General features: G+C 61.3%; 11 protein-coding genes. 4 read left to right on the top strand and 7 right to left on the bottom strand.

Going from position 1 to position 12,484, the window contains the following annotated elements; genetic code table 11:
- Nucleotide 1: 1 nt before the first annotated feature.
- The 4 genes from ACZ500_RS10185 to ACZ500_RS10170 all read right to left on the bottom strand — a co-directional run bounded on the left by ACZ500_RS10185 (nucleotide 2) and on the right by ACZ500_RS10170 (nucleotide 3,035).
- Nucleotides 2-598, bottom strand: a complete 597-nt coding sequence (locus ACZ500_RS10185) for a 2-oxoacid:acceptor oxidoreductase family protein (RefSeq protein WP_464232383.1) — start codon at nucleotides 596-598, stop codon at nucleotides 2-4.
- Between the two features lie 91 nt (nucleotides 599-689).
- Nucleotides 690-1,553: a 2-oxoacid:ferredoxin oxidoreductase subunit beta gene (locus ACZ500_RS10180; protein WP_464232382.1), complete on the bottom strand. Its 864-nt coding sequence runs from the start codon at nucleotides 1,551-1,553 to the stop codon at nucleotides 690-692.
- Nucleotides 1,550-2,713 carry a 2-oxoacid:acceptor oxidoreductase subunit alpha gene (locus ACZ500_RS10175; protein ID WP_464232381.1) on the bottom strand — a complete coding sequence of 388 codons (1,164 nt, stop codon included), beginning with the start codon at nucleotides 2,711-2,713 and terminating at the stop codon, nucleotides 1,550-1,552. Before ACZ500_RS10175 ends, ACZ500_RS10180 begins: the two co-directional genes overlap by 4 nt.
- A 61-nt stretch (nucleotides 2,714-2,774) precedes the next feature.
- On the bottom strand, nucleotides 2,775-3,035 hold the full coding sequence (locus ACZ500_RS10170; RefSeq protein ID WP_464232380.1) for a 4Fe-4S dicluster domain-containing protein: 261 nt from the start codon (nucleotides 3,033-3,035) through the stop codon (nucleotides 2,775-2,777).
- Nucleotides 3,036-3,717: 682 nt separating this feature from the next.
- Here ACZ500_RS10170 and ACZ500_RS10165 point away from each other — a divergent pair.
- Together ACZ500_RS10165 and mnmG are read left to right on the top strand one after the other, a co-directional pair.
- Nucleotides 3,718-5,007, top strand: a complete 1,290-nt coding sequence (locus ACZ500_RS10165; protein ID WP_464232379.1) for an adenylosuccinate synthase — start codon at nucleotides 3,718-3,720, stop codon at nucleotides 5,005-5,007.
- 59 nt (nucleotides 5,008-5,066) lie between these two features.
- Nucleotides 5,067-6,962, top strand: a complete 1,896-nt coding sequence (gene mnmG, locus ACZ500_RS10160; RefSeq protein WP_464232378.1) for a tRNA uridine-5-carboxymethylaminomethyl(34) synthesis enzyme MnmG — start codon at nucleotides 5,067-5,069, stop codon at nucleotides 6,960-6,962.
- A gap of 124 nt (nucleotides 6,963-7,086) precedes the next feature.
- Here the strand turns inward: mnmG and icd are convergent, their stop codons facing one another.
- Nucleotides 7,087-8,352: an isocitrate dehydrogenase (NADP(+)) gene (icd, locus tag ACZ500_RS10155; RefSeq protein WP_464232377.1), complete on the bottom strand. Its 1,266-nt coding sequence runs from the start codon at nucleotides 8,350-8,352 to the stop codon at nucleotides 7,087-7,089.
- A gap of 42 nt (nucleotides 8,353-8,394) precedes the next feature.
- Nucleotides 8,395-8,790, bottom strand: coding sequence for a phage holin family protein (locus ACZ500_RS10150; RefSeq protein ID WP_464232376.1), 396 nt, complete (start codon nucleotides 8,788-8,790; stop codon nucleotides 8,395-8,397).
- Nucleotides 8,791-9,642: 852 nt separating this feature from the next.
- Between ACZ500_RS10150 and ACZ500_RS10145 the strand changes: the two genes are divergently transcribed.
- A complete protein-coding gene (locus ACZ500_RS10145; protein WP_464232375.1) occupies nucleotides 9,643-10,092 on the top strand; it encodes a Ros/MucR family transcriptional regulator in 450 nt (149 codons plus the stop codon).
- 667 nt (nucleotides 10,093-10,759) lie between these two features.
- Nucleotides 10,760-11,362, top strand: coding sequence for a MarC family protein (locus ACZ500_RS10140; RefSeq protein WP_464232374.1), 603 nt, complete (start codon nucleotides 10,760-10,762; stop codon nucleotides 11,360-11,362).
- On the opposite strand, the gene ACZ500_RS10135 is transcribed toward ACZ500_RS10140, so the two are convergent.
- Nucleotides 11,363-12,478 carry an oxidoreductase gene (locus ACZ500_RS10135; protein ID WP_464232373.1) on the bottom strand — a complete coding sequence of 372 codons (1,116 nt, stop codon included), beginning with the start codon at nucleotides 12,476-12,478 and terminating at the stop codon, nucleotides 11,363-11,365.
- Nucleotides 12,479-12,484 lie beyond the last annotated feature (6 nt).

The following is a 12,484-nucleotide window of genomic DNA, read 5'->3' as shown; positions in this document are numbered from 1 at the left end:
ATCAGGCCCCTGTCTTTCCTTCGGCCTTCTTCTGGCGCCCTTTCAGCAAGGCACGGCCGTAATCGCAGCCTTTGGAAAAGGCCTTCAGGTTCATGGCTTCCGTTCCTTTGGGGACCGAGGCGGCAACGGCCCCGGAGGCCGCCTCGAAGGAGACGGTTTCGGTGACGGCGGTAAAAAACCCCAGCATGATGATGTTGGCCATCATCTTGCGCCCGACCTCCTCGGCCAGGCGCGTGGCGGGGATGTCGAAGTGTTCACGGTCGAAGCCGCGCGGCTGCACCAGATCGGAATCGAGGATCAGGATCCCTTCCGGGGTCAAGGAATCGATAAACTTTTCAAAACCCCCCTGGGACATGCAGACGAGGATGTCGGCCTGCCGGACATAGGGGTAGTGGATCGTGCACTCCGAGATAATGACTTGCGCGCTGCAGGCGCCGCCGCGGGCCTCGGGACCGTAGGATTGAACGAGGGTGCTCTCCTTGTGGTCCCCCAGCGCTACGGCCTGGCCGAGAATTTTCCCTGCGAGGACGATCCCCTGGCCGCCGAAGCCGGTAAAGACGATTTCCGTTTGACCGCCTGAAGCATTGCCCTTTTTCATATGGTGTTCCCGTGGGTTTCGATGCAGTTCATTTGCGGCCTGGCCTTTCGCCCGCCGGGTCCCCCGGGGGCCTCCGGCCCTGCGCTCGCTATCATGCCTGGGCCTCGGCTGAAGACGCATCTGCGAGATCCTTCGGGCGGCAGATCTGATCGTAGCGATCGGTGCAGGTAGGTCGGTGGACATCGACAAACTTGCCGAGGATCACGCCCTTGTCGAAGTCGACTTCGAGTTCAGTGGGATGCGCGTCGTTCCGGACGATGGTCTTCTCCTGGTAAAGGCGCAGGGTCTCCAGGGGCTTTTCTTTGTTCCGTCGTCCGTAGTTGATGGGGCAGGGCGCCAGGACCTCGATGAACGAAAAGCCCGGGCGGAGCAAGGCTTCCACGATCGATTCGGTCAAATCCCTCGTGTGCAGGATGGTCCAGCGGGCCACGTAAGTCGCGCCTGAGGCGTAGGCCAGGAGCGGAAGATTGAAGGGCGTCTCCGGATTGCCGTACGGGGTGGTGGTGGTGCGGGCCCGCAGCGGTGTAGTCGCGGCAACCTGCCCGCCGGTCATGCCATAGTTGAAATTGTTGACGCAGATGACGGTCAGATCCACGTTGCGGCGGGCGGCATGGATGAAGTGGTTGCCGCCGATCGCGAACAGGTCGCCATCCCCGCTGAATACCACGACGTTCAGTTCCGGGTTTGCGAGCTTCATCCCGGTGGCAAAAGGGATCGCGCGTCCATGGGTGGTGTGATAGGAGTCCAGGTTGACATATCCGGCTCCTCGGCCCGAGCATCCGATCCCGGAGACCATCACGGTCTTCTCGAGGTCGATCCCGCTTGTCTTCATGGCATAAAGGGAGGCGGAAAAGACGGTGCCGATGCCGCAGCCCGGACACCAGATGTGCGGGATGCGATCGGTGCGGATGAGATCCTCGAGCGGATGCGGGGGAGGAGGGGCGGCATTTTTCATGGTCGTTGACCCCCTTTGACGGCGGATTGCATGGCTTCGATGACGCGCTCCGGAGGGATGATGGCGCCCCCGGGGTGTCCCACGAGGAGGGTGGCCGCCTTGCCGCCGGCGCAGCGTTCGACCTCGAGGTGGATTTGCCCGAGATTGATCTCGACGGTCACGAAGGCCTTGACCCGCTCCGCCATCTGCCGGATGGCCCGCTCCGGGAACGGCCAGACGGTGATCAGCCTGAAAAGGCCGGCCTTGATCCCGGACTGGCGGGCCTCGTCCACGGCGGCGTAGGCCGTGCGTGCCGAAACCCCGTAGGAGACCACGACGATCTCGGCATCCTCCAGACGGTACCCGTCGGTCAGGATGATCTCGTCCTCGTGGTCGCGGATCTTCCCGACCAGCCGGGTGATCATTTCATCCTGGGCCTCGACGGTCATGGTCGGGTAGCCGCGCTCGTCGTGTGTCAGGCCCGTTACGTGAATCCGGTAGCCCTCACCCGCGGAGGCCATGGGTGCTATGCCGTCGGGCCCCGCTCTGAAGGGCTTGAACCGGTCTTTGCGCCCTTTGGGCGCGGGGCGGCTGACGAGGTGGATACCCTTCGGTTCGGGGATGACGACGCGCTCGCTCAGGTGCCCCACGAATTCATCGGTCATGATGAGGACCGGGACGCGGTAACGCTCGGCCAGATTGAAGGCCGTGATGGTCTGGTAGAAGATCTCCTGCGGCGAGGAGGGGGCCAGGGCGATGATCTCATAGTGCCCGTGGGATCCCCAGCGGGCCTGCATCATGTCCGCCTGGGCACCCAGGGTCGGAAGCCCCGTGGATGGCCCGGCGCGCTGGACGTTGACGACGACGCAGGGCGTCTCGGTGCAGACCGCCAGGCCGATGTTTTCCATCATCAGGCTGAAACCCGGACCGGAGGTGGCCGTCATGCTCTTGACACCGGCGCAGCTCGCCCCTAGGACGGAGGCCATCGCGGCGATCTCGTCCTCCATCTGGATGAAGGTGCCGCCGACCTGCGGAAGCCGCTCCGACATGTGCTCGGCAATCTCCGTCGCCGGTGTGATCGGGTAGCCCCCGAAGAAGAGGCAGCCCGCGGCCAGGGCACCTTCGGCGCAGGCCTCGTCCCCGGTCATGAAGTGTTCACCTGTGAGAACGGCTGGTTTCATGAATTCGGTTCCCTGTAATGGTTTCCCCGGACCTCCACCCGGAATCGGGGTGAAGGCGGTTTCAGGACGGGGCTTCCACCGAATAAATGGCGAATTCGGGGCAGATGATCTCGCAAAAATGGCAGTTGACGCACTGCTCCTTGTCGGATACGACAGGCGGGTGGTATCCTTTCTTGTTGAAGCTCCTGGAGAATTCGAGGATTCTTTTGGGGCAGAACTCGATGCAGTAACCGCAGCCTTTGCACCGGTCTTCGATAATGTATACGATGCCGCGCGTCACCTGGATATCGTCGGCATCGAGTGGGGCCCGCCAAAAAACCATGGGATTTCCCTGATAAAATCGTTCCGGGGATGAATACGGAAATCAATGGGTGCCATTATAGGAGGATGCCCTGGCATGTCAAGGCAAATGGGAGTTCGGTTTTCATCTTGAGAGTGACACCCCCCGATCGTTGAGGGGAGTGTCTCTTCAATGCGCTCAGAAAGCCCGCCCAACCAGTGGCTGCAGGTTCCGTTCGCAAAGAAGGGCACACCTGCTTCGTCCGGGCTTTGGCGGATGATGGAGACCAACCCGGAATCGGAAGGCCGGGTTGCATGCCCGATCGCGTCGGCGGGTTTCGAAGGTCTGGGGGGACCTGATTTCAGGATCGATCGAGTGAAGGGCAATCTGTTTTTGGTCGAGGGTTTTCCCGTCGCAGGATCCATTTGTTGGCCTGCTGTGCGCACACGGGGTCGAGAACCCTCCGGCGTGGTGCCCGACCAGGCCCGGAGCTGGGGGCGAAGCAGACGGCGTCGGACCAAAATGGTTGACATGCCGGTAGGTTTCCGCTAGGTTCCCCCGTGGATTGCGCCGTTGCCGGCGCTCTGGATGGGATGGAGGTCGGGCGGTATCCCGGTTATGCGCCGATAAGCCTCCCCAGCGGCCTGGCAAGGGAATGCCGGGATGGGCCGCGAGGCCGCTGCCGGGTCAAAATGGTCAGCTGTGACGATTGGAGAAGACTGAGATGTCCAATATGGTTGTAGTCGGAACCCAGTGGGGTGATGAAGGCAAAGGCAAGGTGGTCGATCTTCTGACGGCGAAGTCGGATATGGTCGTGCGGTTTCAGGGGGGGAACAATGCCGGGCACACACTCGTTGTGGAAGGAAAACAGTTCATTTTTCATCTGATCCCTTCCGGCATCCTCTATCCGGACAAGAAATGCCTGATCGGCAACGGTGTCGTGGTGGATCCGGAGGTCCTCCTCGAGGAGATGGCGAAACTGGAAGATGCCCGTATCGACGTCACCCCGCGGCGCCTGTCGTTGAGTGAGAAGGCGCACCTGATCATGCCCTATCACCGGGCGATCGATCATGCCCGCGAGGCCCGGAAGGGCAAGGCGATGATCGGGACCACCGGGCGGGGGATCGGCCCTTGCTATGAAGACAAGGCGGCGCGCACGGGCATCCGGGCCATAGATCTGACGGAGCCGGAGGTCCTCGAGGAGAAGGTCAAGGTCAACCTCGAAGAGAAAAACTTCTACCTGACGCGGTTTCTGAACGCCGAGGCCCTGGAGGCCGAACCGATCGTGGATGCCTACCTCAAAATGGCGGAGCGGTTGAAGCCTTATATAACGGATGTGTCCCTCGAACTCGACCGGGCGGTGAAGGCCGGGCGCCGAATCCTCTTCGAAGGCGCCCAGGGGACCCATCTCGACGTGGACCACGGGACCTACCCCTTCGTGACCTCGTCCAACCCCGTGGCGGGTTCGGCCTGCGCCGGGGCCGGCATCGGGCCGAATCAGCTCACGCACGTCATCGGGATCGTCAAGGCTTACACCACCCGTGTGGGTGCGGGGCCTTTCGCAACGGAGTTGTCGGATGCCACGGGCGATTACATTCAGGAAAAGGGGCACGAGTTCGGAGCGACGACGGGAAGGCGGAGGCGTTGCGGATGGCTCGATCTCGTAATTGTGAAGGACTCCGTGCGGCTGAACGGCCTGGGCAGCATCGCTATCACCAAATTGGACGTCCTGACCGGCCTCGAGAAGGTCAAGCTCTGCGTCGGGTATGAAGTCCGAGGGGAGGCCGTGGACCACCGGCCGGCGAGCATCCGCCGGATGGCCCTCTGCCAGCCGGTTTACCGGGAGATGCCGGGATGGCGCGAGGATATCTCGGGGGTTCGGAAGCTCGATCGGTTGCCCCCCGAGGCGCGGGCCTATCTGAATGTCATCGAGGAGATCAGCGGGGTTCCCATCTCGATCGTGTCGGTGGGGCCGGCCCGCGAGGCGACCATCGTCGTGAAGGACGTTTTTTGACGGGTCTCCAGCCGAAGCCGGTTGTCGGCCCGATTAACTTCTGAATTCGCGGTGCGGCCGTGGTATTTTCATCCGATCCAGATACATACGACGTCATCGTAGTCGGGGCCGGGCATGCCGGGTGTGAGGCGGCGTTGGTCGCGGCCCGCATGGGCCACCGCACGTTGCTTCTGACCATCAACCTCGACCATGTCGCCGCGATGAGCTGCAATCCGGCCATCGGCGGGCTGGCCAAAGGGCATCTGGTCAAGGAGATCGATGCGCTCGGCGGGGAGATGGCCCTGAACGCCGATGCCACGGGGATCCAGTTCCGGCGCCTCAACACCCGCAAGGGCCTGGCGGTGCAGGGGTCGCGCTCCCAGAACGACCGGGACCTCTACCGCAGGCGCATGAAACGGGTGGTGGAAAGCCAGCCGAACCTGGATGTTCGCCAGGCCATGGTGGACCATCTCCTGGTCAAGGACGGGCGCGTGGAGGGGATCGAGACCCACCTGCACGAAGCGATCCGGGGCCGGACGGTGGTTCTGACAACGGGCACCTTCCTCGGGGGGCTGATCCATATCGGCCTCAACCGTTTCCCGGCCGGCCGCATGGGGGACCCACCCTCCCTGAAGCTTTCGGAGCAGTTGGCGGGGCTCGGCTTCCAGGTCGACCGGCTCAAGACCGGGACGACGCCCCGCCTGAACGCGCGCAGCATCGATTACGAGGGCCTGACGCCGCAGCCGGGGGATCCGGTTCCGAAGCCCTTTTCTTTTCGCACCCGCGAAGTCGCGCTGCCCCAGGTCCCCTGCCATATGACCTACACCACGGCCGAGACCCATGAGGTCATCCGTTCGGGGCTGGACCGCTCGCCGCTTTTCTCCGGCGTTATCAAGGGGGTGGGGGCCCGCTACTGTCCGTCGATCGAGGACAAGGTTGTGCGGTTCGCCGAGAAGGAGCGCCACCAGGTCTTCCTGGAGCCCGAAGGGCTCGACACGGTCGAGGTCTACCCGAACGGGCTCGCCACGAGCCTGCCGATCGACATCCAACTGCGCATGGTCCGCTCCATCCCCGGCCTCGAGCGGGCCGAGATCCTGCGGCCGGGCTATGCCATCGAATACGACTACATCGATCCGATCCAGTTGAAGCCGAGCCTCGAGACCAAGCGCATCGCCGGCCTGTTTCACGCTGGACAGATCAACGGCACCTCCGGCTACGAGGAGGCGGGGGCGCAGGGGCTGATGGCGGGGATCAACGCCGTCCTGCAGGTCCGCGGGGAGGAGCCTCTGATCCTCGGGCGCGAACAGGCCTACACCGGCGTGCTGATCGACGACCTGGTCACGAAGGGGACCCGCGAACCCTATCGGATGTTCACCTCGCGGGCGGAGTACCGGCTGCTGCTCCGCGAAGACAACGCCGATTTCCGTCTGACGGAGATCGGGCGGCGCTTGGGTCTCGTCCTCGACGAGGTGTATGACGCCTTCCGACACAGGCGCGAGTGGATCGAAGGGACCCTGGAGCGGCTGAAATGCGTGATGCTGAAGCCGGGGCCTTCCATCCAGGAGAGCCTGAGGGCGATGGGTTCGGCCCCGATCAAGAATCCGATCACCCTGGCGCAGCTGCTCCGGCGAAGCGAGGTCGTCTTCCAGGATCTGCGGGTCTTCGACCCGGGGCTTGCCGGGGTCGAGGAGGCGATCGCCATCGAGGTCGAGACGCGCGTCAAATATGAAGGATATATCGAACGGCAGGAGCAGCAGGTCGAAAGGCTCCGGAAGATGGAAAACTCCCGCCTGCCGGAGGACCTGGATTACCGCGCGGTTCATGGGCTTACGACGGAAGTGCGCGAAAAACTGGCCCGCGTCCGTCCATCATCCATGGGGCAGGCATCGCGCATATCCGGCGTAACCCCAGCGGCCCTGATGGCTATCCAGGTCCATCTGAAGCGCGCCGGCGCCGTCAGAGAAAACCCTCTCTGACTCGCTGCGCCGCGGATGTCGGGCCCGGTGCCGGATCCATCGATGGAGGGCGCGACGGGATTGTGCGGGAGGCCGGGGTGTTCGGGGCCGGCCGCCGCCGGCGGGGGCCGAAGGCGGGAATGGCCTAACGCATGCGGCTCTGGATCGCAGCGCCGAAGGCCGAGCAGGAGACCTCTTTTACGTTTTCCATCTGGCGGGCAAGGTCATAGGTCACGATGCCGTCCGCTATGGTGTCCTGAAGGGCCTTCACGATGAGGTCACCCGCCTCTTCCCAGCCCATGAAACGGAGCATCTCGACGCCTGAGAGTATCAATGAGCCAGGATTGACTTTATCCATCCCCGCGTACTTCGGGGCCGATCCGTGCGTCGCCTCGAACACCGCACACCGGTCTCCGATATTGGCGCCTGGGGCCATGCCGAGCCCTCCCACCTGCGCCGCTGCGGCATCCGATAAATAATCCCCGTTCAGGTTCGGTGTCGCCAGCACGCCGTATTCTTCCGGCCGCAGCAGCAGTTGCTGGAACATGGCATCCGCAATCCGGTCCTTGATCACGATCCTGCCGGGCGGCATCCGGCCGCCGAAGCCCTCGAAAAGCTCTGTTTCGGTGAGGGTGCGCTCACCGAACAGCTCACGCGCTGTCTCGTAGCCCCAGTCACGGAAGGCCCCCTCGGTGTACTTCATGATGTTGCCCTTGTGCACCAGGGTGACGCTGTCATAATGATGATCGAGGGCGTATTGGATCGCCCTCGCGACGAGACGCCGCGTGTTGCGGCGGCTCATGGGCTTGATGCCGACGGCGCTTTCGATCGGCAGAGGTGGCTTGCCTTCCGATGAGAGTCTGGCATTGATCTGTTCGAGGATCTCGCGGGCGGCCGGCGATTCCGCTTCCCATTCGACACCGGCGTATACATCCTCCGTGTTTTCCCGGAAGATCACCAGATCGACCCTTTCAGGGTGCCGGACGGGGGCCGGGATCCCGGGCACGTAGCGAACGGGTCGGATGCAGGCATACAGATCGAGCCTTTGGCGAAGGGTGACGTTCAGGGAGCGGAATCCGCCGCCGACCGGGGTCGTGAGGGGTCCCTTGATGGCAATCCCGTATCGGGCCAGGGCCTCGAGGGTTTCATCGGGCAGGAGGCAATCTGGGCCGAGGGCATCCTGCGCCTTAGCGCCTGCCAGGAGTTCCAGCCAGAGGATCTTTTTTTTGCCGCCATAGGCCTTCCGGACCGCTGTATCGAAAACCGGCCGCGCAGCGCGCCAGATGTCGGGGCCGGTGCCGTCTCCTTCGATGAAGGGGATGACGGGGTTGTCCGGGACGATAGGTCGGCCGTAGGGATCCCAGGATATGGTATTTCCTGTTTCGGGGGGGTCGGGTTTTCTCTGTGGCATAACAGGTGTTCCTCCTTTGTGCGCAGTGATACGGCTCAAGTGCTATTCCCAACGATCACCATCCCGTCTGCGCATTTCGATTGTGGTGACCTGTCCCTGGTCATTGATGAAACTGCTCAACGCCCAATTGAAGATGCTGATGATCATTGAACCGAGCAGCGCATATCCAAAACTTTCGACGACAAAACCAGAAACGGCTCCGGAAGCCATCATCAACAGAAAAGCATTGATGACGAAGGTGAAAAGTCCAAGGGTAAGCACATTGATGGGTAGTGTCAAAAGAATCAGGAGAGGGCGGAGGAAGGCATTCAGGATGCCGAGAACCGCCGCCGTCAGAAAGGCACTGAAAAACCCGCTTACATGGATGCCTTCGATCAGATAAGCGGTCACGAGAATCGCCGTGGTGAGCACCAGCCATCGCACTAGAATGCCTTTCATGCCTTCCTCCTGCTGTTCTCTTCTTTCGTTCGATCAACCATTGCGGCCCCCCTTGAAAGGGAATGAGGGCTTTTCCCGACCGCTACGCCTTCGAACCCCAAGCGCGCGGGAGAGGGGCCCGATTAGGCCGGTGCAGAGAATGTCGAATCGCTGCAAGGGCCGAATGTGCGGGGAACGTCGCGGAGGGCGGCCCGGATACGACATATCCGCAGCAATGGAACCTTTCCGGATAGACGCGCCAGAGGGTATCTTCATGGCGTCAGTTTTCGGGTCGACGGGACGAATGGAGTCGAGGGTTGACGGAATCGCCCGGGGATCGGCCGACAGAAATTCTAAGGGAGTCGGATCGGTCACATTTGGAAGGATAAAACGGTTTCTCCTAACCCTTGTTTTTATCCTGCCAGAGGTATTATAACAATCCGGACAGGTTCTCAGGAATCTTTTTTTGCGTTGTTGCGGGGATGCCCGCGTGCAAGTGGAAATGAGAGATCCGCTGCAGACAAGCTTCGACTCTTGATATCGATTGATGAAATAGCTCGTCTGCGTTTTCCGAATGCTGGGATACACAGCTTGGTCGAAGGTTGCCGGCAGGGGGAATTCACAGATTTCGGATATATTGTTCAGATTTTGAACATTTGAATCTGTATGGAAGGGGCAGGATGCCGGCGCGGTAATAATAGTGGATCGGTGAAAGCCTTTCAGAAATTGGAATGGGATTTTTGGATCGGTAGTGAATTTTTTAGCTTCGACATGGAACAAATGTATTGACTCATACATGATTATTGATTATCGTTCTAAGAAATGCCTATTATGAAATTAACACCAGCGGCTAACTGAAAGGAGGACTTTAGTATGTCAAAAACACTCACCGAGATGGCGGTCGATATTGCGACCGCGCAGTCATCCCATGCAACAATGTCGGCAGAGGAGATCCAGGACTTTCTTAGAAAGACCTTCAGCGTCTTGAAAGACATGGAATCCACTGAGCAGGGTGCTGCCTCCGAGGTATCGGTATTTGCGGAGAGAGAGGCGGCAGTCCCGTTCGAGGGAATGGATCCCAAGAAATCCATTCAGCGGAATAAGGTTATTTGCCTCGAGTGCGGGAAGGAGTTCAAGCAGATCACCAACCGGCATTTGAAGGATCACGGTTTGGATGCCAAAGAGTACCGCAAGAAGTGGGGTTTCCCGGCCCGGCAGGCGTTGGCTGCCAAGAGCTTGACCGCGAAACGCAGAAAGACGGCGAAGGATCTGGGCCTGGGGGAGCGGCTGAAGAAATTTCGGGCCAAGAACAAAAAGGCCTGATCGATCCGGCCTTCGATTGCACGAGGCATGGGGGCCGATTTCCTTCATACTGTGAAAAGGGCGGATTTATTGCCTGCACGGGCAAGCGAAGGGTTTAAATCAGGTCTGTTTTGTGCCTGTTATACTGCGCTTCCGATGAAAGGCCCGGTAGTGGGGTACGCGTCCGGTTTGCCGGCGCGGAATGCCCGATCTTTCCCGGGGGTCCATGAGCCGCTTCATGCGACGGCAGGTTCGGACGGCTGTCCGTGTGTCCCATGTGCGAGAGTGGCTGTGTGTTTCTCGGGAATACCTGAAGGATCCCATCGGACTGCTGTCAAGGGAGAACTTCGCGGCTTGGGCATCGTGCTGATCGAGGGTGCGTAGAAGATTGCCGGGCGGACTTGTGATAGACAAGAAACGGCGCTGGTTTTCACAAACCAGCGCCGTTTTGCTTTAGAGCAGGGCGACCGCGGCAGAGGCCGCTTCCTCCTGTAAGGTGGCCTTTGCCGCGGCGACCGGAGGGTCTGGGACCAGGGGAACGGTCAGTCGCCCTCTTCGCTGTCAAAACGGGGATGAGATCCACAGGCATTGAAAAGAAGGCCTTTCTGTGTCACACTGGATTTCGGTAGGTGTCGCCACAGTGTTTTACAATCAGGCACCGAAGGCGCAGCGGAAAGGACGTTCAGACATGATGGCGTTCTGGCTCTGTTTCGTTCCACTGTTCGTGGCGGTTGACGCCATTGGGCTTTTTCCCATATTTCTAGGGCTTACCGAAGGGATGGGGGAAAAGGAGATCCGGCGCACCGTCCGGCAGTCGGTCATCACCGCCGCTTTGGTCGCGCTGGGTTTCCTTGGCGGCGGAAACGCCCTTATGCGACTTCTCGGTATCACCGTTGCAGATTTCATGGTGGCGGGCGGGGTCCTGCTCTTCGCCATCTCCCTGAGCGATCTGCTGACCACGAAAAAGCGTCTGCGCAAGACGGACGGGGAGAGCCTCGGGGCGGTTCCCCTTGGCGTGCCCCTGATCGCCGGACCGGCCGTGCTCACCACCACCGTCCTCCTCAGCAACGAGTACGGCGCCCTGCTGACGGCCCTGGCGCTGGTGAGCAACATCTGTCTGGCCGGTGCGGTTTTCTGGTTCGCTCCCGAGATCAACCGTCTCCTCGGGCAGGCGGGGGCTCGGACGGCCTCGAAGATCTCGAGCCTGCTCCTGGCCGCCATTGCGGTCATGATCGTTCGGAAAGGGATCCTCGCCTTCCTGGCCGCCGGATTCGAACACGGGCCGGGATGATCAGACCTCCTTCTCCTGCAGGGATCTTTCAACAACGCAATGAAGCCCTTCACCCATTCGGGTGGCCCTGAGGCACAGGTTCTCCGAAAGGCACGTGGATGGGCGTCTGTCCCCTTCCATCCAGCGCTCGATGAGGTGAGGCTCGCGGATAAGCGGGCGGCATAGAGAGATGTAGTCGGCAGTGCCTTCCTGCACGAGTTTTTCGGCCGTTTCGTAGGAGCGAATCCCCCCGACGAGCATCAGCGGTGTCTCGATCCGTGCCTTGAAGCGGCGGGCGGCCTCGAGATAGTAGCCTTCCGCCTCCGGCCCTTCGATCGTGCCGCGCCGAATGGGGTGGTATTTCCCCGAAAAACCGGTGCCGCCGCTCAACTCTATGGCATCGATCCCCAAGGCCTCGAGGTTGACGCATACCTGGAGCATGTCGTCCTGCGTGAGGCCCGGCTCAAGAAAATCCTCGGAGTTCAGCTTGACCGTGACGGGAAAAGCCTCCCCGACAGCGTGTCGGATGGCTTTGTAGACTTCGATGAGGAGGCGGGAGCGGTTTTCGATGGCCCCCCCATAGCTGTCCGTGCGCTTATTGAAGTAAGGGGAGAGAAATTGACTCAACAGGTATCCGTGGGCGGCGTGGATCTGGACACCGTCGAAGCCGGCCCGTTTGGCTCGATCTGCGGCCTCGGCAAAGGCCCCCACGACGGCTGCGATGTCGGCGGGGCTCGTTTCCCGGCAGGTTTCACTCTTGGGAGGGGCGAAGGGGCTCGGGCCGATCGACGGGAGACCGCTCGAGGAGGTGGCGGCCTGGTTTCCGGCGTGGGCCAACTGCAGGAAGATGGCCCCGCGCGCCTTGTGGACGGCCTCGGCCATGCCCTTCAGGCCCGGAAGCATGTCCTCGCTGTGAACGCCGAGCTGCCAGGGCCCCGCCTGCCCCTCGCGGCTGACATAGGCGTGTCCCGAGATGATCAGGCCGACGCGGCCCTCGGCCAGGTCGGCCATCATTTCGAGGAGTTTGGGTGTGCATTCGCCCGTTTGGGTGGCAAGGCCCTCCCAGGTGGCGGAGCGCACGAAGCGGTTGCCAAGGCTAAACCCTGCAATGGTCGTGGTTTCGAAGAGTTCAGGCATCCGTTC

This window comes from Desulfatiglans parachlorophenolica (genome assembly GCF_055394735.1).
Note: the sequence above shows the minus strand (reverse complement) of the source record. Positions and strands in the feature narration are given on the sequence as shown.

Bases quoted from the DNA above. Each gene is read 5' to 3' on its own strand.
- ACZ500_RS10185 (WP_464232383.1), bottom strand. From the start codon at position 598: ATGAAAAAGGGCAATGCTTCAGGCGGTCAAACGGAAATCGTCTTTACC.
- ACZ500_RS10180 (WP_464232382.1), bottom strand. From the start codon at position 1,553: ATGAAAAATGCCGCCCCTCCTCCCCCGCATCCGCTCGAGGATCTCATC.
- ACZ500_RS10175 (WP_464232381.1), bottom strand. From the start codon at position 2,713: ATGAAACCAGCCGTTCTCACAGGTGAACACTTCATGACCGGGGACGAG.
- ACZ500_RS10170 (WP_464232380.1), bottom strand. From the start codon at position 3,035: ATGGTTTTTTGGCGGGCCCCACTCGATGCCGACGATATCCAGGTGACG.
- ACZ500_RS10165 (WP_464232379.1), top strand. From the start codon at position 3,718: ATGTCCAATATGGTTGTAGTCGGAACCCAGTGGGGTGATGAAGGCAAA.
- icd (WP_464232377.1), bottom strand. From the start codon at position 8,352: ATGCCACAGAGAAAACCCGACCCCCCCGAAACAGGAAATACCATATCC.
- ACZ500_RS10150 (WP_464232376.1), bottom strand. From the start codon at position 8,790: ATGAAAGGCATTCTAGTGCGATGGCTGGTGCTCACCACGGCGATTCTC.
- ACZ500_RS10145 (WP_464232375.1), top strand. From the start codon at position 9,643: ATGTCAAAAACACTCACCGAGATGGCGGTCGATATTGCGACCGCGCAG.
- ACZ500_RS10140 (WP_464232374.1), top strand. From the start codon at position 10,760: ATGATGGCGTTCTGGCTCTGTTTCGTTCCACTGTTCGTGGCGGTTGAC.
- ACZ500_RS10135 (WP_464232373.1), bottom strand. From the start codon at position 12,478: ATGCCTGAACTCTTCGAAACCACGACCATTGCAGGGTTTAGCCTTGGC.